Origin of the sequence: Thermomonas sp. (assembly GCF_019104945.1) — a bacterium.
Lineage (GTDB): Bacteria > Pseudomonadota > Gammaproteobacteria > Xanthomonadales > Xanthomonadaceae > Thermomonas.
On the sequence record NZ_JAHRWW010000029.1, the window covers coordinates 1 to 21924 of the forward strand.

At 59.2% G+C, this 21924-nt stretch carries 20 protein-coding genes and 2 pseudogenes; 18 read left to right on the top strand and 4 right to left on the bottom strand.

Going from position 1 to position 21924, the window contains the following annotated elements; all coding sequences use genetic code 11:
• The 5 genes and pseudogenes from KUL77_RS07585 to lpxC form a co-directional block, all read left to right on the top strand.
• A pseudogene (locus tag KUL77_RS07585) lies at positions 1-321 on the top strand (D-alanine--D-alanine ligase); the annotation flags it as partial.
• On the top strand, positions 318-1049 hold the full coding sequence (locus KUL77_RS07590; RefSeq protein ID WP_297145273.1) for a cell division protein FtsQ/DivIB: 732 nt from the start codon (positions 318-320) through the stop codon (positions 1047-1049). The pseudogene KUL77_RS07585 and the gene KUL77_RS07590, both read left to right, overlap by 4 nt.
• Positions 1046-2281, top strand: coding sequence for a cell division protein FtsA (gene ftsA, locus KUL77_RS07595; protein ID WP_297145275.1), 1236 nt, complete (start codon positions 1046-1048; stop codon positions 2279-2281). The genes KUL77_RS07590 and ftsA overlap by 4 nt, the downstream gene beginning before the upstream one ends.
• Positions 2282-2319: 38 nt before the next feature.
• A complete protein-coding gene (ftsZ, locus tag KUL77_RS07600; RefSeq protein ID WP_297145277.1) occupies positions 2320-3576 on the top strand; it encodes a cell division protein FtsZ in 1257 nt (418 codons plus the stop codon).
• Between the two features lie 191 nt (positions 3577-3767).
• Entirely contained in the window at positions 3768-4682 is a 915-nt protein-coding gene (gene lpxC / locus KUL77_RS07605; RefSeq protein ID WP_297145279.1) for a UDP-3-O-acyl-N-acetylglucosamine deacetylase, read from the top strand.
• Here the strand turns inward: lpxC and KUL77_RS07610 are convergent.
• Positions 4618-5115, bottom strand: a complete 498-nt coding sequence (locus tag KUL77_RS07610) for a DciA family protein (protein ID WP_297145282.1) — start codon at positions 5113-5115, stop codon at positions 4618-4620. The genes lpxC and KUL77_RS07610 overlap by 65 nt on opposite strands.
• Between KUL77_RS07610 and KUL77_RS07615 the strand changes: the two genes are divergently transcribed.
• From KUL77_RS07615 to coaE, 4 genes and pseudogenes are all read left to right on the top strand, one after another.
• Entirely contained in the window at positions 5114-5545 is a 432-nt protein-coding gene (locus tag KUL77_RS07615) for a hypothetical protein (RefSeq protein WP_297145285.1), read from the top strand. The two genes, KUL77_RS07610 and KUL77_RS07615, sit on opposite strands and share 2 nt — an antisense overlap.
• A gap of 130 nt (positions 5546-5675) precedes the next feature.
• A complete protein-coding gene (gene secA / locus KUL77_RS07620; protein ID WP_297145287.1) occupies positions 5676-8375 on the top strand; it encodes a preprotein translocase subunit SecA in 2700 nt (899 codons plus the stop codon).
• A 24-nt stretch (positions 8376-8399) separates the two neighbouring features.
• A pseudogene (locus KUL77_RS07625) lies at positions 8400-8768 on the top strand (NUDIX domain-containing protein); the annotation flags it as partial.
• A gap of 50 nt (positions 8769-8818) precedes the next feature.
• Entirely contained in the window at positions 8819-9430 is a 612-nt protein-coding gene (gene coaE / locus KUL77_RS07630) for a dephospho-CoA kinase (RefSeq protein ID WP_297145290.1), read from the top strand.
• Here the strand turns inward: coaE and rdgB are convergent.
• Together rdgB and rph are read right to left on the bottom strand one after the other, a co-directional pair.
• On the bottom strand, positions 9413-10000 hold the full coding sequence (rdgB, locus tag KUL77_RS07635) for an RdgB/HAM1 family non-canonical purine NTP pyrophosphatase (protein ID WP_297145293.1): 588 nt from the start codon (positions 9998-10000) through the stop codon (positions 9413-9415). The two genes, coaE and rdgB, sit on opposite strands and share 18 nt — an antisense overlap.
• Before the next feature lie 18 nt (positions 10001-10018).
• Entirely contained in the window at positions 10019-10744 is a 726-nt protein-coding gene (rph, locus tag KUL77_RS07640) for a ribonuclease PH (RefSeq protein WP_297145295.1), read from the bottom strand.
• A 79-nt stretch (positions 10745-10823) separates the two neighbouring features.
• On the opposite strand from rph, the gene KUL77_RS07645 reads away from it, so the two are divergent.
• The 5 genes from KUL77_RS07645 (at position 10824) to KUL77_RS07665 (ending at position 15420) form a co-directional block, all read left to right on the top strand.
• On the top strand, positions 10824-11687 hold the full coding sequence (locus tag KUL77_RS07645) for a YicC/YloC family endoribonuclease (protein WP_297145298.1): 864 nt from the start codon (positions 10824-10826) through the stop codon (positions 11685-11687).
• 2 nt (positions 11688-11689) lie between these two features.
• Positions 11690-12310, top strand: a complete 621-nt coding sequence (gene gmk / locus KUL77_RS07650) for a guanylate kinase (protein ID WP_297145301.1) — start codon at positions 11690-11692, stop codon at positions 12308-12310.
• A 98-nt stretch (positions 12311-12408) separates the two neighbouring features.
• Positions 12409-12708, top strand: a complete 300-nt coding sequence (rpoZ, locus tag KUL77_RS07655) for a DNA-directed RNA polymerase subunit omega (RefSeq protein ID WP_297145304.1) — start codon at positions 12409-12411, stop codon at positions 12706-12708.
• A gap of 98 nt (positions 12709-12806) precedes the next feature.
• Complete coding sequence (locus tag KUL77_RS07660; protein WP_297145307.1) at positions 12807-14978, top strand: bifunctional (p)ppGpp synthetase/guanosine-3',5'-bis(diphosphate) 3'-pyrophosphohydrolase; 2172 nt, start codon at positions 12807-12809, stop codon at positions 14976-14978.
• A gap of 55 nt (positions 14979-15033) precedes the next feature.
• Complete coding sequence (locus KUL77_RS07665; protein WP_297145310.1) at positions 15034-15420, top strand: RidA family protein; 387 nt, start codon at positions 15034-15036, stop codon at positions 15418-15420.
• On the opposite strand, the gene KUL77_RS07670 is transcribed toward KUL77_RS07665, so the two are convergent.
• Positions 15412-16506 (bottom strand): AraC family transcriptional regulator, encoded by a 1095-nt coding sequence (locus KUL77_RS07670; RefSeq protein WP_297145313.1) that lies wholly within the window; start codon positions 16504-16506, stop codon positions 15412-15414. The genes KUL77_RS07665 and KUL77_RS07670 overlap by 9 nt on opposite strands.
• Before the next feature lie 83 nt (positions 16507-16589).
• Between KUL77_RS07670 and KUL77_RS07675 the strand changes: the two genes are divergently transcribed.
• From KUL77_RS07675 to KUL77_RS07690, 4 genes are all read left to right on the top strand, one after another.
• Positions 16590-17807 carry a parallel beta-helix domain-containing protein gene (locus KUL77_RS07675; protein ID WP_297145316.1) on the top strand — a complete coding sequence of 406 codons (1218 nt, stop codon included), beginning with the start codon at positions 16590-16592 and terminating at the stop codon, positions 17805-17807.
• Entirely contained in the window at positions 17808-18959 is a 1152-nt protein-coding gene (locus KUL77_RS07680; protein ID WP_297145319.1) for an SO2930 family diheme c-type cytochrome, read from the top strand.
• Between the two features lie 54 nt (positions 18960-19013).
• Complete coding sequence (locus tag KUL77_RS07685) at positions 19014-21440, top strand: TonB-dependent receptor (RefSeq protein WP_297145323.1); 2427 nt, start codon at positions 19014-19016, stop codon at positions 21438-21440.
• Positions 21441-21489: 49 nt separating this feature from the next.
• A partial coding sequence (locus tag KUL77_RS07690; protein ID WP_297145326.1) for an OB-fold nucleic acid binding domain-containing protein occupies positions 21490-21924 on the top strand: 435 nt, incomplete at its 3' end.

Sequence of the window (21924 nt, forward strand, 5' to 3'; positions counted from 1 at the left end):
ATTCGCATCGTGCCGAAGGGCGAGTGGTACGACTACAACGCAAAATACTTGGCCGACGATACACAGTATCTGTGCCCAGGTTTAGAAGGCGAAGAAGAAACTGCGATCCGCGCACTAGCATTGGAAGCATTTCGTAGTGCAGGTGCCAGTGGCTGGGGACGCGTGGATGTGATGCGCAGCCGCGCCAATGGCCAGCTCTATCTGCTTGAGGTTAATACCGCTCCGGGCATGACTAGCCATTCGTTGGTCCCCAAGGCCGCACGCCAGCTCGGGGTGTCGTTTGAAGAGCTGTGCTGGCGCATTTTGGAGCAGACACTTTGAACGCAGCGCTGCGACTCCTTGGCTGGTTGCTTGCGGTCACGCTTGTGGCGCTGCCGGTCGTGGCCGTGGTGGAAGGCTGGATCGGCGCCGAGCGCTGGCCGCTGCGTACTTTGCGTGTGCAGGGTGAACTTAAACGGGTGGATCGTGCGCAGCTGCAGGCAGCGGTGTTGCCGCAGGCGAAGCGCGGGTTTTTTGCCGTCAATTTGAGTGGTGTGCAAAACGCAGTCGAGCACGTCGCTTGGGTGGAACAGGTCGAAGTGCGTAAACACTGGCCTGATATTCTGGAGCTGCAGATTCGTGAATACCGTCCGTTTGCGCGCTGGGGTGAACATCAAGTGCTCTCTGAGCATGGGCATCTGTTCCCGGCAGGGAAATTAAAGTTGCCAGAAGGGCTTCCATTACTCGGCGGCCCCGAAACGCGGGTACAAGAGGTCGTGGCGCTCTATAACCAAGCGCAAGATCAGCTGGCCAAGTTTGGCGGTGTGCAGCGCGTGATGATTGATAAGCGCGGTAGCTGGTCGATGACCTTGCGCGATGGCACTGAACTTGTGCTTGGGCGCGATGATCCAGATGAGCGCTTGGCACGCTTTGCCCCGATGTTGGCGCAGTTGCTGGCGCAGGACACGAGTCGCCGCGTGCTGCGCGCGGACTTGCGCTATACGAATGGCTTTGCCCTGACGTGGGGAAAAGCTGAAGTTCAAACAAATACAAATGGCTCCAGTACATGAACCGAAAAGGCGACAAATCCCTCATCGTCGGTCTCGATATCGGCACCTCTAAAATCACCGCGCTGGTAGGTGAATACGCGCCTGGCGAAATGATTGAAGTGATCGGTATCGGCACCCATGAATCGCGTGGGCTGCGCCGCGGTGTGGTGGTGGATATCGACTCGACGGTCGAGTCGATCCAGCGCGCCGTCGAAGAAGCCGAGCTAATGGCCGGCTGCGAAGTACGCAGCGTGTATGCCTCGATTTCGGGCAACCATATTCAGTGCCAGAACTCGCCGGGCATCGTGCCGATCCGCGATGGCGAAGTGACCCACGGCGATCTGGATCGCGTGTTGGAAGCGGCCAAGGCCGTGGCCATTCCCGCTGATCAGCGGATCTTGCACGCGATCCCACGCGAATACGTGCTGGACAATTCGCAAGAAGGCATTCGTAACCCGGTGGGGATGACCGGCGTGCGCTTGGAGGTGCACGCGCATCTTGTGACCTGCGCGCAGTCGGCGGCGCAGAACATCATGAAGTGCGTGCAGCGCTGCAGCTTGCAGGTCGATGAATTGGTGCTTTCGTCGCTGGCCTCAAGCAAGGCCGTACTCACCGCAGACGAGCGCGAACTCGGCGTGGTGTTGGTGGATATGGGGGCAGGAACAACCGATATCGCGGTCTATACCCAAGGCGCGATCTGCCACACGGCCAATCTTCCGATTGCGGGCGATAAGGTCACCGAAGACATCGCCCATATGCTGCGCACGCCCACGCCGCATGCAGAAGAAATTAAAGTGAAGTACGCCTGCGCGCTGATGCAATTAGCACGCGCGGAAGAGAGCATTCAAGTGGAAAGCGTGGGGGATCGTCCGCCGCGCCGAATGCCGCGTCACGCCTTGGCGCAAACCGTACAGGCACGGTACGAAGAAATTTTTGAAATGGTGCAGGCCGAATTGCGCCGCTCTGGCTTCGAGCAGCGCGTACGCGCGGGCATGGTGCTCACCGGCGGCGCGGCGAAGATGGAAGGCGTGGTGGAGCTTGCCGAAGAGATGCTGCAAATGCCGGTGCGTATTGGCATTCCGCAACATGTTTCAGGATTGGGAGAGGTGGTAGGCAACCCGGTGCATGCCACCGGGGTTGGCCTCTTGCTGATGGGCGCAGAAATGGATAACCCCAAGCGCCCAGTATTGCCTATGGGGAAAGTGGGTGGCGCGGTTGGGAAGTTTTTTAAGTGGTTTCGCGGTGAGTTTTAACGGTTAATCAATTCACAAAAACATTAAAGGACATGGACATGGCACATTTCGAACTGGTTCAACAATTAGCACCTAACGCGGTGATTAAAGTCATTGGCGTGGGCGGCGGCGGCGGCAATGCGGTGGCGCATATGCTCAACAGCAGCGTCGATGGGGTGGAATTCATCACCGCCAATACCGACTCGCAAGCCATCAAAAATTGCAGCGCCAGCCAGCAGCTGACGCTGGGGAGCAACGTCACCAAGGGGCTCGGCGCTGGTGCAAACCCGGAAGTTGGCCGTCAGGCCGCACTGGAAGACCGCGACGCGATTATGAGCGCGCTGCAGGGCGCGGATATGGTGTTCATCACCGCCGGCATGGGCGGCGGCACCGGTACTGGCGCTGCGCCGGTGGTGGCGCAGCTGGCGAAGGAAATGGGGATCTTGACCGTGGCGGTGGTGACCAAGCCGTTCCCATTTGAAGGCCGTCGCCGCATGCAGGTTGCAGCCAAGGGCATTGAAGAGCTCTCTCAGCACTGCGACTCGCTGATCACCATTCCGAACGAAAAGTTGATCACCGTACTCGGCCGCAATGCCACCATGATCCAAGCCTTCCGCGCCGCCAACGACGTACTATTGGGCGCGGTGCAAGGCATTGCCGATCTGATCGTGCATCCGGGCCTCATCAACGTGGACTTTGCCGACGTGCGCACAGTGATGAGCGAAATGGGGCTTGCCATGATGGGCACCGGCATCGCACGCGGCGACGATCGTGCCCAGGCGGCGGCCGAAGCGGCGATCCGCAACCCGCTGCTGGACGATGTCGATCTGGCCGGTGCCAATGGCGTACTGGTGAATATCACTTCCGGTTCCGACCTCACCATGTCGGAGTTCGACGAAATCGGCCGCGTGGTCAGCGAGTTTGCGTCTGAAGACGCCACTGTGGTGATCGGCTGCGCGCTGGATCCGCAGCTGCAAGACGAAGTGAAAGTCACCGTGGTCGCCACCGGTCTCAGCCCGGCGACTGTGGGTCTGCGTCAGCCGCAGGGCGACAGCCGCCGCAACGACGTGCGCTATGACACCGCGCAGCAGTCGGCGCCGCGCCGTCCGCAGGTGCAGCTGATCAATACGCAGGCGAAGCGTGACGGCACCACCGGCTTACCGATCGACGATGTGGCCGATAGCTTCATGTCGGCACCGACGTCGAGCTTCGTCAGTGCTCTGCGCCGCAATACCGACGCTGCGCCGGTGGCGGCGGAACTGCCCAAGGACGACTACTTGGACATTCCGGCGTTCCTGCGTCGTCAAGCCGATTAAGGCAAAACGCCCATCTTGGCTTTGGTCAAGGTGGGCGGTGGTCATGATGTCCATGTTCTTTGGTGCCGGGCGGCCAGCCCGGCGCCTCTTTGCCGCGCCGGAGCATTTCGGCGGGCTTTTTCACATTCTGAAACACGGCGCTGCGCCATGCTTACAGCTGGGTTCAGCCACCTGCGTGATAACCTGAACGGATGCTTCGTCAACGTACCCTCAAAAATGTCATTCGCGCCACCGGTGTGGGTCTTCACAGCGGTGAAAAGGTCTTTTTGACCCTGCGTCCGGCGCCGGTGGATACGGGGATCGTGTTTCGCCGTACCGATTTAGAGCCAGCGGTTGAAATGCCTGCGCAAGCCGCCTTGGTCAGCGAAACCACACTATGCACGGGCCTGAGTTTTGACGGCGCAAAAGTGCAGACGGTGGAACACCTGATGTCGGCGTTGGCTGGGCTTGGCGTAGATAATGTCTATGTCGAACTGACCGCGCCCGAAGTGCCGATTATGGATGGCTCGGCCGGCCCCTTCGTGTTCCTGTTGGAATCGGGCGGAATCGTTGAGCAAAACGCCGCCAAGCGTTTCATTCGTATTTTGGAGCCGGTGGAAGTACGCGATGGCGATAAAATCGCGCGATTCACCCCGTTTGAAGGCTTCAAGCTCGACTTTACGGTGAAGTTCAATCACCCCGCCATTCCCGAAACGCTCTCGCGTGCCACGCTGGACTTTTCCACGCGTAACTACATCCGCGAAGTCAGTCGCGCTCGTACCTTCGGGTTTATGCGTGACCTTGAATACATGCGCGAGCGCAATCTGGGCCTTGGTGGCTCGATGGATAACGCGATCGTGTTAGACGAATTTCGCGTGCTCAACGAAGACGGTCTGCGTTACGTGGACGAGTTCGTGCGTCACAAAATTCTCGATGCCGTGGGTGATCTCTATCTCGCTGGACACGCCATTATCGGTGCTTACGAGGGTTATAAGTCCGGCCATGCGCTGAACAATGTGCTGGTGCGCGCGCTGCTAGCAAACCCCCAAGCATGGGAGAAAGTCAGCTTCCCGGAGAGCCCGAGCGAAAGCCCCGCCTACTACGGGGAAGCGTTGCTGGCGCACTGACCTCATCCGCGTTGGCGCGGAGTAGGGCCAGTGTGGCTTCCAGCCCAGCACGCGCCGTGGCCGACATCGACGGAAGCGGCGCAGCGGTCTGGGCGCGCGCTGCCAGCGCAGTGGATGTACGCACGGACAAACTGCTGACATCCAGCCCAAGATTTTGCGCGGCGGCGACGAGGGTAGGGCCATTTAGCCGCAATTTGCTATTCCAAATAGGCGCATCGGCCACATAGTGAAGACGGCCGTTGTGTACATTGGCCAGCCGCGTGTGCGCGGCCAATTCAGGCGCAAGATACGGCCGCAGCAGCTGATCGATGCTCGCCAACCACTGCGCACGGCGCAATAAATGGCCGTTTTCACCCGAAAACAGGGCGTCAAGGGCTGCACGCGGACCCAAAGGCGTGGCATCCTTGGCAGATGTGGATCGTGAACCAGACATGCGCGTAACCGAAACCAACAGCGTACACCCTACCAGCAAGCGCCTAATGGTGCAGGCGGGGCGTACCCATGAATGGCTGCTGTGTCGCTCGTGGGCGGCGCTGGCGCTGTTGCTTGGGGCGGGGATGCTGTGCGGTACAGCCGTGCGCCACGTCATTGCGCTGGTACAGATCGAAGTCAGCGCGAGTCTTTGTGAAGCCGTCCCCGTTACGGCCATTGGCGAGCACATAGAGGCATCACCTGCACCCGAACGCGCCTTTTTGGCCCTGCAATCGGAGGCTGCGGCTACCCGTAGCGGTGCCGCGTCCGTCACCGCTACGGTAGGCAGTGCGCGGCCCTTGGCGTCATTGCAGGCGGGCGTATTTACTGCGCCGCGCCTTGTGTTTGGTCATCATCAAGCACTTTCGCGGCACGGGCCGCTCATCGGCTAAGCCTCGGCCCGCGCACGCGCGGGGCCACCACCCGCTAAACTAGGCGGTTCCTGGCGATTGCGCTGGGCCGTTCGTTGTCCGTTTTTTTCGATGCTGCGCCTAGGCGCGCATCCGCAAGGGATTCCACCCGATGTTAAACAGTTTGCTCACCGCAGTTTTTGGCAGCCGTAACGAGCGTCTGCTCAAGCAGTACACCAGCGTTGTTAAAAAGATCAACGCGTTAGAGCCCAGCATGCAGGCGCTTTCGGATGAAGCGCTGCAGGCGAAAACCAATGAGTTCCGTGAACGCATCGGCAAGGGCGAAACGCTGGATAAGTTGCTCCCCGAAGCCTTTGCCGTATGCCGTGAGGCGTCTGTGCGTGTGTTTGGCATGCGCCACTTCGACGTGCAGCTGATCGGCGGCATGGTGCTGCACCACGGCAAGATCGCCGAAATGCGCACCGGTGAAGGTAAAACGCTTACCGCCACCAGTGCCGTGTATTTGAACGCGCTGGAAGGTAAAGGCGTGCACGTTGTTACCGTGAACGACTACCTCGCCCGCCGCGACTCGGCGCAAATGGGCAAGCTCTACAACTGGCTGGGGCTTTCCGTTGGCGTGATCTATCCGGGGATGAACCACTCCGAAAAAGGTCCGGCCTACGCCTGCGACATCACCTACGGCACCAATAACGAATTTGGTTTCGACTACCTGCGCGACAATATGGCGCTGGCCAAAGAAGACCGGTTCCAGCGTGGCCTGAACTTCGGCATCGTGGACGAAGTGGACTCGATCTTGATCGACGAAGCGCGCACCCCGCTGATCATTTCTGGCCCGGCCGATGAATCGCCGGAGCTGTATCTGCGCGTGAATGAGATCGTACCTTCGCTGACACGGCAAGAGACCGAAGAAGGCGAAGGTGATTTCTGGGTGGATGAAAAGCAAAAGCAAGTGCATATGTCCGAAGACGGGCAAGTACATGCAGAGGAACTGCTCCGCAAAGTAGGCGTATTGGGCGCCGAAGAAAGCCTGTACGCCGCGCAAAATATCCATGTCGTGCATCACCTCAACGCGGCGCTGCGCGCGCATGCGATCTATCAGCGTGATGTGGACTACATCGTGCGCGATGGCGAAGTCATCATCGTTGACGAGTTCACCGGGCGCACCCTGCCGGGCCGGCGCTGGTCGGACGGTCTGCACCAAGCGGTCGAAGCCAAAGAAGGCGTGCAGGTGCAGCGTGAAAACCAGACGCTGGCCTCGGTCACCTTCCAGAACCTGTTCCGCATGTACAAAAAGCTGTCCGGCATGACCGGTACGGCGGACACCGAAGCCTATGAATTCCAGAGCATTTACGCGCTGGAAGTGGTGGTCATTCCCACCAATAAGCCGATGATTCGTAAAGATATGTCGGACTTGGTCTTCCTCAACCGCAATGGCAAATACCGCGCGGTGATTGCAGAGATCAAAGAATGCGTGGCGAAAGGCCAGCCGGTGCTGGTGGGCACGACCTCGATCGAAGTGTCGGAGCTGCTGGGCGATGCGCTTAGCGAGGCGGGGATTCACCACGAAGTGCTGAACGCCAAGCAGCACGAACGCGAAGCCACCATCGTGGCGCAGGCCGGCCGACCGGGTTCGGTGACCATCGCCACCAATATGGCAGGCCGTGGTACCGACATTGTGCTGGGTGGATCGCTGGAAGTAGAGCTCGCCGAGCTGGGTGAGGGCGCTTCGCCCGCAGAAATTGACCGCGTGAAGAGCGAATGGCGGCAGCGCCACGATGCAGTGAAGGCCTCTGGTGGTCTGCATATCATCGGTACCGAGCGCCACGAATCACGCCGTATCGATAACCAGCTGCGCGGCCGTTCGGGCCGTCAGGGTGACCCGGGTTCCAGCCGTTTCTATCTGTCGCTAGAAGATAATCTGATGCGCATCTTCGCCGCCGATTGGGTGAAGAACATGATGGAGCGCATGGGCTTGAAGGAAGACGACATCATCGAATCGTCGATGGTGACGCGCCAAATTGCGAATGCGCAGCGCAAGGTGGAAGCGCATAACTTTGATATTCGTAAAAACTTGCTGGATTTTGACGACGTCAATAACGATCAGCGTAAGGTGATCTACGGCCAGCGCAACGAGTTGCTGGAAGCCGAGAGCATCAAGGGCAATGTGGATGGCATCCGCTTTGACGTGGTGGCCGATACGGTGGAGCGCTTTGTGCCGCCAGATTCCATCGACGAACAGTGGGATCTGCAAGGGCTAGAAGCCGAGCTTTTGGAGCAGTTTGGCGTGCAGATGGATCTTGTTGGCCTGCATAAGCAAGAGTCCGAACTGGACGCGCTACAAATTCGCGGCAAGGTTGTGGAAGCCGTGGACGCGCTGTTTGCGAGCAAAGAAGAACAGGTGGGTAGCGACACCATGCGCATGCTGGAAAAGCACGTCATGCTGAACGTGCTCGACCAAAACTGGAAAGAGCATTTGGCGCGCATGGATTACCTGCGCCAAGGCATCCACCTGCGCGGCTATGCGCAAAAGCAGCCGAAGCAGGAATACAAGAAGGAAGCCTTCGAGCTGTTCTCCGAGCTGCTGGAAAAGGTCAAGCGCGAAGTGACTTCGCTGCTGGCGCGTATCCGCATTCGCAGCGAAGAAGAAGTGGCGCAGGCCGAAGCACAGGAGCGTGCACGCGCGGATATCGCATCGAAAGCCATGCAGTTCCAGCACGCGGGTAGTGGCGGGATGGGCGCCGACGAAGAGGCAGCAGAAGTGCAGGCGGCGTTCGCTAACGTTGGTCGGAATGACCCTTGCCCCTGCAGCAGCGGTAAGAAGTTCAAGCACTGCCACGGGCAGCTCGCTTAATCACGCCATGGCCGCCGTCGCACTATGAAACAAATTCACGTTGTGGCGGCGGTAATGCGCGATGCGCTGGGCCGGATTTTGCTGGCGCGGCGCACCGAAGGGCGCGATTTGGCGGGGCTTTGGGAGTTTCCCGGCGGCAAGGTTGAGCCCGGCGAAGCGCCGGAAGCGGCGCTGGTGCGCGAGCTTGCCGAAGAGCTAGGTGTTGACGCGGTGGTTGGCGCGCCGGTGATGTGCGTGCCAATGCAAATGCCTAGCAAACACCTGCTGCTCGATGTGCGTGAAGTGCGCTTCACGGGCCAGCCGCGCGGGCTAGAAGGGCAGGCGCTGGTATGGGTGCCGCTGCATAAACTTTCAGGCTATGCGATGCCGCCAGCGGATCTCCCGGTGGTTGCCGAACTGCTGCGGCGCGCAGCACTGGGTGCATGAGGCGGCATAATCAGCCCATGAGCGCATACATTGTGGGTCTCACAGGGGGCGTAGCCTCTGGCAAAACTACGGTGGAAGCCTGTTTTCAGCGCTTGGGCGTGGTGGTGGCCGATGCCGACCACGCCGCGCGCGAGGCTGTGGCCGTGGGTAGTGATGGGCTGGCAGAGGTGGTTGCGGCCTTTGGTGCGGGCGTGCTGGCCGCCGACGGTAGCCTAGACCGCGCAGCGATGCGACAGCACATTTTTGCCGACGATGCGGCAAGAAAACAGCTCGAGCTGATCGTGCACCCGCGCGTGCATGCTTTGCTTGAGCAGGCTTGTCGCGCCGCGAGCGGCCCGTATGCCATCGCGTCGATCCCTTTGTTGGCAGAAGGTGGGCGCGCCCGTTACCCGTGGCTACAGCGCATTTTGTTGGTGGATGTTGCCGCAGAACTCCAGCTGATGCGGCTATTGCAGCGAGATGGTATTGATGAAACGCTCGCGCGCAAGATGCTAGCCGCGCAGGCAACACGCCAACAGCGGCTTGCAATTGCCGACGATGTGTTGGTTAACGATCAAAGTATCGATGCATTAAGCGCGCATGTTGCCGCGTTAGATGGGTTATATCGGCGCTTAGCCGCTGGCAAGTAGCGTTTTTAGTTGGGCCAGCGCACGGCCCCGGTGGCTGTCGCGGTTTTTGACTGCAGGCGCAAGTTCGGCCGCGCTGCAGCCATGCGTAGGTGAGTAAAACACAGGGTCATAGCCGAAGCCGCCATCGCCGCTGCGGGCATGCAAAATGCGGCCTTCCCACGTACCTTGCGCAACCAACGGTAGTGGATCATCGGCGTGATGTAGCAATGCAATAACGCAGACAAAGCGCGCGCTGCGTGCGGCATCGGGCGTATCGCGCAGTTCATGTAACAGCTTATCGATATTGGCCTGATGATCACCGTGCTGCCCCGCGTAGCGGGCCGAATATAAGCCTGGCGCGCCATTGAGCGCATCGACACACAACCCCGAATCGTCGGCGAGTGCGGGCAGCCCCGTGCAGCGGCTGGCGTGTCTTGCTTTCAAAATGGCGTTTTCAATAAACGTGGCGCCGGTTTCTTCGGCATCCTGCACACCAAGTTCCGACTGGGTGCGCAGAATGAACCCATCACCGAGAAGCGCGCGTAGCTCGGCGAGCTTGCCGGTATTGGAGGACGCAATTACAAGTTCCATCGTGTGCCCCGTGGCGCGTTAGACCGCAAGTGCGACCTGTTGCGCCGCAAACAGTTCCGCGCAGCCTTGCTCAGCCAACGCCAGCAGCGCGTCCAACTCATCGCGGCGGAAGGCATGGCCCTCGGCGGTGCCTTGTAGCTCGATAAAACCGCCGCCGTCGTTCATCACCACATTCATATCGGTGTCGCAGTCGCTGTCTTCGGCGTAATCCAAATCGAGTACCGGAACGCCGCGATAGATGCCAACGGAAATGGCAGAAACCGCGCCAAAGACGGGGTTGCGTTTGATGTCGCCTTTCTTCATGAGGTTGTTGATCGCATCCACCAGCGCCACGTAAGCGCCGGTAATGGCTGCCGTGCGGGTGCCGCCGTCGGCCTGCAGTACGTCGCAGTCTAGGGTGATCGTGCGTTCACCCAAGAGGCTGCGATCCACGCAGGCGCGCAGGCTGCGGCCAATGAGACGCTGAATCTCCAAGGTGCGGCCGCCCTGTTTGCCGCGTGCGGCTTCGCGGTCGGAACGGGTGTGGGTGGCGCGCGGCAGCATGCCGTATTCGGCGGTCACCCAGCCTTCGCCTTTGCCGCGCAAAAACGCGGGAACCTTGTTGTCCACGCTGGCGGTGCACAGTACGCGGGTGTCGCCAAAACTCACCAAAACCGAGCCTTCGGCGTGTCGGGTAAAGCCGCGCTGCAGGGAAACAGGGCGCAATTGATTGGGCGTGCGGCCGCTGGGGCGAGAGACGGTCATGTGGGGGCTTCCGAAGAAAGATTCTGCAATCAGAGGGCGGCTAGATTACCATTCACTCTTTGAGGGCTTTGGATTTCACATGATCCGCAGCATGACAGCTTTCGCCGCCGGCGAGCGCTCCACCGAATGGGGAACGCTTTCTGGTGAGCTGCGCGCGGTAAATCACCGTTTCTTAGAACTGGGCTTGCGCCTCCCCGATGAACTGCGCGCGTTTGAAGCGCAGCTGCGTGAGCGCGTGGCGGCAAGAGTGTCGCGCGGCAAGCTCGACCTTGTGCTGCGCCTGCGCGCGGCGGCTGGCGGCGATGCGCTGCAGGTGGATGAGGCGCTGATCGAGCGCTTAAGTACATTGGCAACAGGCTTAGATGCCAAATTTCCGCAGCTGCGCGTGCAGTTTACTGATGTGCTGCAGTTCCCCGGTGTGCTGCAAACGCGTGGGGTGGATGGCGAAGCCCTGAAGCAGCAGGCGCTCGCGCTGCTCGATGCCGTGCTGGACGATTTTATCGCCGCGCGCGAGCGTGAGGGCGGAAAGCTCGCTGCAGTCATTGCCGAGCGCGCCGAGGCCATTGCCAACATCGCGGCAGAGGTGCGCACGTTGGTGCCACAGATTCGCACCGGGCAGCGGCAAAAGTTGGAAGCGCGACTGGCTGATCTTGGGCAGCCGATCGAGCCAGGGCGGCTCGAACAAGAGCTCGTGATCTGGCTGCAAAAGCTCGATGTGGATGAAGAGCTAGACCGTTTGGACAGCCATTTGACCGAGCTGCGGCGCATCTTGAAGGGCGGTAAAGAGCCCGTGGGGCGGCGTTTGGATTTTCTGCTGCAAGAGTTCAACCGCGAGGCCAATACGCTGGGTAGTAAATCGGTGGATGCGCGCACCAGTAATGCGGCGGTTGAGTTAAAGGTGCTGATCGACCAAATTCGCGAACAAATCCAGAATATCGAATGAGCATGCGCGGAACTCTCTACATCGTGGCGGCGCCATCCGGCGCTGGGAAATCCAGCATCGTCAATGCGGTGTTGGCGCGCGATGCCAATATCAGCCTGTCGGTTTCATTCACCTCGCGCGCGCCGCGCCCGGGGGAAGTGCAGGGCAAGCATTACCACTTCGTATCTGCGCAAGCATTTGAAGCGATGGTGGCGGATGGTGATTTCTTCGAACACGCACTGGTGCACGGCGACCTGAAAGGCACGGCGCGGCAGTCGGTGGAGCCGTTTCTAGCGGCTGGGCGCGATGTGCTGCTCGAGATCGACTGGCAAGGCGCACGCCAGGTGCGCGCCAAAATGCCGGACGCGATCAGCGTATTTATTTTGCCGCCCTCACGTGCCGCACTGGAAGAGCGCATGCGTAAGCGTGGGCAGGACACGGAGGCCGTGATTCAGCGGCGTTTGGCGGCGGCGCGTGAAGAGATGAGCCACTATGGTGAGTTTGATTACGTCATCGTCAATGAAGTGTTTGAAACGGCAGTAACGGAAATGTGCAGCATCTTCACGGCCAGCCGTTTACGCCGCGAGTACCAGCAGGCCCGCCGCCCAGAATTGCTTCACGCTCTACTAGATGGGCCGAAGTAAGCGGTTGATTTGCAAGGCTAACTTGCGGTTGGCTTTGCTCTGCGCTAAACTTCACGGTTCCTTGAACGCATGCGCGGCTAGCTGGCCGCAGGACAGATATGGCTCGTATTACCGTTGAAGACTGCCTGCAAGTGGTGGATAACCGCTTCGAACTCGTGCTGATGGCGGCCAAACGCGCGCGTCAGCTGGCCAATAACGTCGAGCCCAAGCTCGACAATAGCGAAGCCAACGACAAGCCCACCGTGCTTGCGCTGCGCGAAATTGCTGCCCGCGCCATCAATACCGACTTCATCGACGCCGTTGAGAAGTCCGAGCGCGAGCGTAAAGAGCGCGAGGCGCTGGAATGGGCTGCTGCCGAAGTGGTGGCTGCCGAAGACGACATGAAAGGCGACGATTGAGGCGTTTTTCAGCACTTGATATGAAGAATCGGCCCCATTGGGGCCGATTTTTTTGGCAACCGTTTGCGGCTATGTCGCCGCAAGGTTAGGCTCAGCATATGACTGCAAATGATTCCACGCCCGCATCGGTCGAAACCGCCCCTAATATGGGCGCGGTGCCGCCCTATGTGCAGGCGCTGGAGCGTGCGGCGTACTACCTTAACGATGCGCAGCGGCTGCGTCTGCGGCACGCCTGGGTGGTAGGCGCCAAGGCGCATGAAGGGCAAACGCGCAAGTCCGGCGAGCCGTATATCACCCACCCGGTGGCGGTGGCGCAGGTGCTGGCCGAGCAGGGCTTGGATATTGAAACCCTGATCGCGGCGATCTTGCACGATACGATTGAAGACACGCCGCTGACCCGCGCCGATGTGGCCGAGCAGTTTGGGGAAACGGTGGCCGATCTTGTTGATGGCGTCACTAAACTAGACAAGCTGCGCTTTGCCGACCGGCAAGAAGCCGCGGCGGAAAGTTTCCGCAAAATGCTGCTGGCGATGTCGCGTGATTTGCGCGTGGTGCTGATCAAATTGGCCGACCGTCTGCACAATATGCGCACGCTAGGGGCCAAGTCGCACGATGCACGGCGCCGAATCGCCGTTGAAACACTGGAAATCTACGCTCCCATCGCGCAGCGCTTGGGCATGAACTTGATCAAGGCCGAGCTGCAAGACCTTGGCTTTCAGGCCTTGCATCCGTGGCGGCACGCGGTGATTTCCAAGCGCATCCGCAGCGCACCGCTGGTACGGCGCGAAGCACTGGCGCAAATTGAAGCGCGGCTGGCGCAGCGGTTGGCAATGGAAAAGCTCGATCATCGCTTGGTTGGGCGCATCAAAACACCGTGGAGCGTCTATACCAAGATGCACGCCGATGGCCGCACGTTTGCGCAGGTCATGGACGTGTTTGGCTTTCGTGTGGTGGTCGATTCCGTGGCCGACTGTTATCACGCACTCGGCGTGGTGCACGCGGCCTATAAGCCACTCGATGGGCGGTTCCGCGATTTTATTGCGATCCCGAAAGCTAACGGTTATCAGTCACTGCATACCGTGCTATTCGGGCCGTATGGCTCGCCCATCGAGGTGCAGATTCGCACCCGTGAAATGGACCTGATCGCCGAGCGCGGTGTGGCCGCGCATTGGGCCTACAAGATCGGTGCCGACGGCGGCGGCAATAGCGCGCAAAGCCGTGCCGCGGCGTGGATCGCGAATCTGGTGGAAAGCCAGCGCGCCACCGGGTCGTCGTTGGAGTTTTTGGAAAACGTCAAAGTCGATTTGTTCCCGGATGAGGTGTATCTGTTCTCACCCAAGGGCGATATTTTGTCGCTGCCGCGCAATTCCACCGTGCTCGACTTCGCTTACGCCGTGCATACCGATGTGGGTAATCACGCGGTGACTGCGCGGGTGGATAAAAAGCTTGCACCGCTGCGCTCCAAACTGGTGAGCGGGCAGACGGTTGAAATCATTACCGCCAAGGCGGCGGCACCGTCGTCGCAGTGGCTAGAATTTGTGGTGACCAGCAAAGCGCGCACAGCGATTCGCCAGCAGCTCAAGCAGTTGGAGCACGAAGACGCGGTGCAGCTTGGGCATTACATGCTCGACCGCGCATTAGGCGCGCAGGGTACCGCGCTTGACCGTGTGCCAATGGAGCGGGTGGACGCGTATCTGGCTGAAAATCGCTATAGCCGTCTTGAAGAATTGCTGGCAGATATTGCGCTGGGTAACCGCATGCCTGCGCAGGTGGCGGTGACGTTGGCGCAGCGTAGCCACGCGCCGGGGGCCACCGCGCTACGCGCACCGCAAGAGCGCATGCTGATTACCGGGCACGAGCGCGGCGTGATTAGCTTTGCACAGTGCTGCATGCCCATTCCACGCGATGAGATCATGGGCTACCACACGGCGGGCAAGGGGATTGTCGTGCACCGCATGGAATGCCCGAATGTGGCCGAATACCGCAAATCACCCGAACGCTGGGTGCCGATTGGCTGGGACCGCGAAGTCTCGGGCGATTTCAACGTGGCGGTGCGCATCGAAGCAGAAAATCGTCCCGGTGTGCTGGCGCAGATCGCAGCGGCGATTGCCAATGCCGAATCCAATATCGAACGCGTGGAATACCTCGAGCGAGATAGCAATATCGCGGTGCTGCGCTTTGCGATCGATGTGACCGATGATCACCATCTTGCTGAGGTGATTCGCGGCGTACGCCGTTTACACGCGGTGCAGTCTATCCAGCGCTGCTGACGGCGCTGCGTGCGCGCCGTAGAATGGGGCTTCTTCCAACTGCACTGGAATCCCCATGCCCCGTACCGCTATTCATACCGACCATGCTCCTGCTGCCATTGGCCCTTACTCGCAGGCCACGCGCGCGGGTAATACCGTGTACTTCAGCGGCCAAATTCCGCTGGATCCGGCAACAGGTGATGTGGTGGGTGCGGGTGATATCGAAGCACAGGCGCGCCGCGCGTTCGATAATTTGAAGGCCGTGTGCGAAGCCGCAGGCGGCAGCATGGACGACATCGTGCGCGTGGGGCTTTACCTCACTGATCTATCGCAGTTTGGTGCGGTCAATACGGTGATGGGTGAATACTTCGCCAAGCCCTATCCGGCGCGCTCGACGATCGAAGTGTCGGCGCTACCGAAAGGCGTGGCGTTCGAAGTGGACGCTGTGATGGTGCTAGCGTAACGGCGACTGTGCGGTATCGGCTGCGCCCGTGTGGCGCAGCTCGCGAGGAAGGTGGCCGGTCCAGCGCTTGAACGCGCGGCGAAAATCGCGCACATCGGCAAAGCCCACCGCACTCGCAATTTGCGTAAGTGTGAGCTCGCGTTCAAACAATAAACGGCGCGCGTTGCGTTCGCGCACGCGATCGAGCAGTGCGCGGTAGCTGGTGTGTTCGGCCTGCAGCTGGCGGCGCAGGGTGCGTTCGGTCATATGCAGCTCGCGGGCCAGCTCGCCAAGCGCGGGGGCGTGCGAGGTGTCCAGCGCAAGGCGCTGCTCGATCGTGCTGGCGATGCGCTCGCCTTGCCCGGGTGGCATTTGTTGATCGCAGAGATTTTTCAGCTGACGTGCGGCGGCGGGGTTGGCGGCAGGCATAGGCGCATCCAGCCAGTGCTGGGCAAGCACAAGCCGATTGTCGGCGCAGCCAAACAAAACACTACCACCCAGCAGCTGCTGGTAACGCTCGGAATAGCGCGGTGCGGGGTAGCGCAATTCAATACGCTCAGGTTTGAACCCGGGCCCGAGCATGGCGCGGCAGAGGTTGAGGCTGCTGGATAAAAATTCTTCACAGAGATAAGGCTCAAGCGACGGCTGGTCACTGTGCATTTCGAAGGTGAGCGCGGCTCCAGCGGGGTCGGTGTCTAGTGCAAGGCTTAGCATGGCGCCAGAAATTGGCGCGAAGCGAATGCCAGTACGCAGTGCTTCACCAAACGTAGGTGCGGCCAGCATGGCGAGGCCGAGGACGCCAAAGTCGGCGAGCGACTGACGGCTCCCCAGCTCCAGCCCGTGGCCCTCGCCGGGCAGGGCGGCCAGCGCGCGATGCAGCAGCAAGATCACCTCTTGGTGCGAGAGCGTGGGCGGCGCGGTGTTGGCGACAAACGCACGATTGGTCATGCGTAGGCCGTTAAACCAGATCGCGCTATCGACGTTGAGCTCGGCCGCCCGTTGCACCAGTGCGGCCACGATATTGCCGTGGAAGTGGTTGCTGCTGGGTAGGCGTTGGTCGAGGCGGCGCGGGCGCGGAGGCATAAAGTGGCGTAATGTCCGTTTCACCCCCATTCTATGGCGAATGGCCCCTATGCAGGCCAATGCAGATAGTCACACACTGAAAAAAATTTCGCCTTGGGGAGGCAGGAATGCGCGTACTTCGCTGTTCGTTGTGGGTGGGAATGCTGCTGTTGGCGGTAGGCTGCGGAAAAAGCGAGGCCCCGGCCACGGCACCGTCGGCGATAGATACCGATGCGGCAAACGCTTTGCGCACAAAACTGTTAGACGCTAAGCCCGGCGATGTGATCGAGATCCCAGCAGGGACATTCCATTTTGACCGCAGCCTCAATTTGCGCGTCGATAACATCACCTTGCGCGGGCAGGGGATGGATAAAACCATTTTGAGCTTCAAAGGCCAAAAGGCTGGGGCGGAAGGGTTGCTGGTCAATGCCGATGACTTCACCTTAGAAAACTTGGCGATTGAAGACAGTAAAGGTGATGGTTTCAAAATTAGCCAGTGCAAGCGCGTTACCGTGCGCGGCGTGCGCGTGGAATGGACGGGTGGGCCTAAAACCAGCAACGGCGGCTACGGTCTGTATCCGGTGCTGTGTCAGAACGTCTTGATCGAACATTCTGTGGCCATTGGTGCGTCGGATTCGGGGATTTATGTGGGGCAGTCGCGCGATGTGATCGTGCGTAACAGCCGCGCCGAACGCAATGTGGCGGGGATCGAAATTGAAAATACGATCAATGCCGACGTATATGACAATGTCGCCACGGGCAATACCGGTGGAATTTTGGTGTTCAACATGCCCGCACTCACCCAGCAAGGTGACGCGATCCGCGTATTCAAAAATAAAGTGATCGCCAATAATTTGGCCAACTTTGGTGCAGAAGGTACGCCTGTTGCCAGCGTGCCTGCGGGGAGTGGCGTGGTAGTGAACTCCAATGACAATATCGAAATTTTTGATAACGAGATCGCCGACAACAACACGGCGAATATCATCATCTCGAGTCTGTTTTCAACGGGTTATAAAGACCGCGAAACGTCGAACGATTTTGACCCCTACCCAGAAGGCATTTACGTGCACGATAACCGCCTGTCGGGTGGCGGCGGGTCGCCAGATCGGCTGGAGTTCAAAGCCTTGAAAGTGGCGCTGTATGGGCTTACTGGAAGTTTTCCAGACGTGCTGTTTGATGGCTATGTGAACCCGCAGCGCAAGCAAGGGCCGCAGCTGTGTTTTCAAGGCGTATCGGGCGTAGCCAATGCCGATGGGCCGGGCGGCTATAAGCACCCAAGCAAAGACGCCAAGCCGTTTGATTGCACGCTGCCGGCGTTGCCAGTGGTCGATTTGAAGCGGGGTTGAATGATGCGGTTTCGTACACTTTTTCTGGCCGCGGCGCTTGCCCTATCGCTAGGCTCTTGTACGCGTATGCAGGCACCTGCGCCGGTGCATTTCTTTGCTGAGGGCATGCCGGAAAAATTATCCGACTGGAATGTGCTTTATCTGAGCAACGGCAAGCTCAACCTCAATACAGGCGTATTGCCTTACGATCTCGACACGCCTTTGTTCTCCGACTACGCGCACAAGCTACGCACGGTATGGATGCCTGAAAAGAAAGCAGCGCGCTACCGAGAGTACGAAGCGCTGGAGTTCCCGGTTGGCACGATCATCAGCAAGACGTTTTATTTCCCGTTAACAAAATCTGGGCGTGGTGACGGAGCAACAGTGCTGCGTTCAGAAGATGCGGCGCTTGGAGCAACGGGGGATGGCCTTGCACTTGATCAAGTGCGCTTGGTGGAAACGCGGCTACTGGTGCGTCGTGAACATGGCTGGGTGACCTTGCCCTATGTCTGGAATGCCGAGCAAACGGAAGCCAAACTGATGCGCGGTGGGGAGATCGTGCCGCTTACATTAGTGGGAGAAGACGGACGCCGCGAACAGGCGAACTACATGGTGCCAGACGATAATCAATGCGCGGGCTGCCATAGCGTGGATTTGAAGTCGAAGGACGTAGATCCCATTGGCCCCAAGGTGCGCCATCTCAATCATGATTACGAGTACGTCGATGGGCGAGAGAACCAGCTCGCACGCTGGCAAAAAATAGGTTACCTCTCCGGTGTGCCTGCGGGTGATTTGCCCAAAAACCCGGCGTGGAATGACCCAAATGCATCGCTGGAAGCAAGGGCGCGCTCGTATCTCGATATCAACTGCGGGCACTGCCATAGCCAGAAAGGCGCAGCACGCACGTCGGGGATGTGGCTTGATGCCGCGACGCAAGAATTGGCGCGGCTTGGGCAGTGCAAATTACCCATTGCTGCGGGGCAGGGGACGGGAAACCGGCCTTGGGATATTGCCCCAGGGAAACCCGATGACTCTATCGTGGTGTATCGCATGGAGAGCAAAGACCCAGGGGTGATGATGCCGGAACTTGGGCGCAGCGTGGTACATAAGGAAGGTGTGCAGTTAATCCGCGATTGGATCGCCGCAATGCCGCAGCAGCAGTGTGATAAATAACTTCATGATGCAAACACAGCCATTGGCCGGTCGTAATAAGAAGGGGATAACAAGATGCAACACAATCAGTTGGCGAGCGGAATTCAAAAAGCGCTTCTGGTCGCACTGCTAAGTTCAACGGCGCTCTCAGTGCAGGCGCAAGACACGCCGCAGGCAAAAAAAGACGCGGTTGAACTCGATAAGATCGTGGTGACGGCGCAGAGCCGCGAGCAGGAATTACAAGACGTGCCAATCGCGCTGCAAGTGATGGATGCAAGCGTCATTGAAACCACGGCGGCCACCACCATTGGCGATCTTGATAGCTTTGTACCAGGTCTGCAAGTGGATGAAACGCAGGCCACCCAGCCAAGATTCAGCCTGCGCGGACTAAGTACCGACGATATTGGTATTGGCACCGATTCCACGGTGGGTGTGTATGTGGACGGCGTCTATGCCGGACGCGGCGGCGGCACGGTGCTGCCGTTCTTGGACGTCGAACGTATCGAAGTGTTGAAGGGGCCGCAGGGTACCCTGTTTGGGCGCAATACCGCAGCGGGTGCGATTTCGATCATTACGCGTTTGCCAGGGAGTGAGTTTGAAACGCGTGCGCGCGTGCGCGGCGGCAGCCACGGCAAGCGTCACTTCGACGGCATGTTCAATGTTCCCGTGAGCGAGAACGTGGCGCTACGCATCAATGCCATGCACGAACAAACCGATGGCTATATGCGTGATGGTGTTACCGGGAAGCCACTCGACGATGGCCGTAACGATGCCGTGCGGATGGCACTGAGCTGGAATCTTGGTGAGAACACCCGCGCCTTAGTGTCGTGGGATCACGAGAAACTGAACCAGCGCTCGCGGCCCATGGTGAGCCTTGTCGCCATCGATCCGCTCACGGGGCTGCCTGAGTATCCGGTCAACCCGGCGCACTATCTCGATCCGTTCAAACAGGCGGCGGTGACCGACGTTGTGGGGAACGATGAAACCCGTAACTACGACGGCGGTACGCTGCGCATCGATCACGATTTTGAGTGGGGGCATCTCACCTCAACCACCGCCATGCATCGCTACGATACGTGGAATTTGGCAGAGGAAGACGGCACCAATCTGCAGCGTTTGTATATTGATACCAATAATATTGAACGCAATAAATCGTGGTATCAGGAATTCAAGTTCAGTGGTTCCACCGACCGCCTCGACTGGGTAGCCGGTGCCAGCTGGTATCAAGAAGATGCGAAGCAGTCGAGTGTGGTGGATCTCAATAGCAGTAGCGTCGATACCGCGGCAATGTACGCGCTGGGCGTGCCGCTGTTTAGCGTGCTGCAATCGGTAGCCGATCAATACGGTGTGCCCGTGCAATTACTCGGGCAGACCTGGCAAGAGTCTTATGACAACACGCTGAAGGCGACGTCGTATGCGGCGTTTGGTGACGTGATCTGGCATGTCAACGACAAGTTGAACCTCACCTTTGGCTTGCGCTACACCCGCGATGAGAAGAAGTTTACTTGGTTCAATACGTATCATCGTGCGGATGCGTTGAATCAAGCACTGCAGGTATTGGATCAGGCGGGAATCTTGGCCGCTGTGGGTGCGGCGGCGGGGATGCCGCTGGATGCGCAGTTCTTGGCGGGGTTTGATCTGGCCTTTTCTGACCCGGTTTCGATGGCGAATAAAGGCATCACCAATCGCGCCAGCAATAGCTGGGGAGACTTCAGCCCGCGCTTCGTGGTGGACTATCACGTCAACGACAACACCATGGTGTTTGCGTCCTTGGCCAAGGGCTATAAAGCTGGCGGCTATAACGCGTTCTCGCCCGGCGCACATTTTGAAAATGAAGATGTGTGGAACTTGGAGACGGGTATCAAGCAATCGCTTGCCGGTGGCCGCTTCGAATACGAGGCTTCGCTGTACCACTACAAATACGACAATCGTCAAGCGATTTGGTTGGATCAAACCACGTCGGTGCCGCGTTATGTCACCAATGTTAGCGATCTGAAAGCCACGGGTGCAGAGTTCAGTGCGCGCTGGCAGCCCGCAAAAGGCCTGTCGTTTGACTTCAATCTTGGGTGGATCAATTCCACCTATGATCAATATGTAACGCCGGAAGGCTTGAACCTAACCGGCGCACCCACCGGCGAGCCGCGTCTGTCGTATTCGGTGGGCGGCAGCTACCGCTTTGATCTAGCAAGTTCAGGCAGCATGCTGGCATCGGTGCGGCATGGTTATCGCGGTGCGCAGCGCTGTAATGCGGCCTCGTCGGGGCAGGGTAATTGTGCTTCGTATTCTGCCTTCCGCGTTGGTAACGCCAGCAATCGCACCGATCTATTCCTGCAATGGCGTTCACCACAGGAGTTCTGGAGTATTGCGGCCTATGCAAATAACGTGTTCGACAACCGCTATGTCACGGGGCTACGGCAATACGGTACAACGGTCTTCGGCACGCTGGGTGCTTCGCTCTCGGCACCGCGAGAATACGGTTTGGAAGTGCAGTACCGCTTCTAATTTCCCGTTAGCGCTGGCGTAAAACGGAAGCAGTCGGCATCCTAATGCAATGTCGGCTGCTTCTTTTTCTGCCATCCCGGCGGCACAAACCCCTATTTCCGCCTTAACCGGCGTAGGCCCTGCACTGCGAGAAAAACTTGCGGCGCGGGGTTTGATGACCCTGCAGGATCTCTGGCTCCACCTGCCGCGCAGCTATGAGGACCGCACCGTTCTGACGCCATTGGCGCAGCTGCGCACAGGTCAGGCGGCGCAAGTGGAAGGGCGCGTGCAGGCAGTGGAGCGTAGTTTTCGCGGCCGCCCGATGCTGAAGGTGGTGATCGCGGATGAGGCTTTGCGCTCGCTTACGCTGCGGTTCTTCCATTTTCGTGCAGCGCAGGTGGCGCAGTTTGTAAAAGGCGCTGTGATTCGTGTTTACGGTATGCCGCGGTCTGGTCAGCACGGGTTAGAAATCGTGCACCCGAGTTACCGCCTTTTGGGCGAGGGT

Bases quoted from the DNA above. Each gene is read 5' to 3' on its own strand.
- ftsA (WP_297145275.1), top strand. From the start codon at position 1,046: ATGAACCGAAAAGGCGACAAATCCCTCATCGTCGGTCTCGATATCGGC.
- ftsZ (WP_297145277.1), top strand. From the start codon at position 2,320: ATGGCACATTTCGAACTGGTTCAACAATTAGCACCTAACGCGGTGATT.
- lpxC (WP_297145279.1), top strand. From the start codon at position 3,768: ATGCTTCGTCAACGTACCCTCAAAAATGTCATTCGCGCCACCGGTGTG.
- KUL77_RS07615 (WP_297145285.1), top strand. From the start codon at position 5,114: ATGCGCGTAACCGAAACCAACAGCGTACACCCTACCAGCAAGCGCCTA.
- KUL77_RS07610 (WP_297145282.1), bottom strand. From the start codon at position 5,115: ATGTCTGGTTCACGATCCACATCTGCCAAGGATGCCACGCCTTTGGGT.
- secA (WP_297145287.1), top strand. From the start codon at position 5,676: ATGTTAAACAGTTTGCTCACCGCAGTTTTTGGCAGCCGTAACGAGCGT.
- coaE (WP_297145290.1), top strand. From the start codon at position 8,819: ATGAGCGCATACATTGTGGGTCTCACAGGGGGCGTAGCCTCTGGCAAA.
- rdgB (WP_297145293.1), bottom strand. From the start codon at position 10,000: ATGGAACTTGTAATTGCGTCCTCCAATACCGGCAAGCTCGCCGAGCTA.
- rph (WP_297145295.1), bottom strand. From the start codon at position 10,744: ATGACCGTCTCTCGCCCCAGCGGCCGCACGCCCAATCAATTGCGCCCT.
- KUL77_RS07645 (WP_297145298.1), top strand. From the start codon at position 10,824: ATGATCCGCAGCATGACAGCTTTCGCCGCCGGCGAGCGCTCCACCGAA.
- gmk (WP_297145301.1), top strand. From the start codon at position 11,690: ATGCGCGGAACTCTCTACATCGTGGCGGCGCCATCCGGCGCTGGGAAA.
- rpoZ (WP_297145304.1), top strand. From the start codon at position 12,409: ATGGCTCGTATTACCGTTGAAGACTGCCTGCAAGTGGTGGATAACCGC.
- KUL77_RS07660 (WP_297145307.1), top strand. From the start codon at position 12,807: ATGACTGCAAATGATTCCACGCCCGCATCGGTCGAAACCGCCCCTAAT.
- KUL77_RS07665 (WP_297145310.1), top strand. From the start codon at position 15,034: ATGCCCCGTACCGCTATTCATACCGACCATGCTCCTGCTGCCATTGGC.
- KUL77_RS07675 (WP_297145316.1), top strand. From the start codon at position 16,590: ATGCGCGTACTTCGCTGTTCGTTGTGGGTGGGAATGCTGCTGTTGGCG.
- KUL77_RS07680 (WP_297145319.1), top strand. From the start codon at position 17,808: ATGATGCGGTTTCGTACACTTTTTCTGGCCGCGGCGCTTGCCCTATCG.
- KUL77_RS07685 (WP_297145323.1), top strand. From the start codon at position 19,014: ATGCAACACAATCAGTTGGCGAGCGGAATTCAAAAAGCGCTTCTGGTC.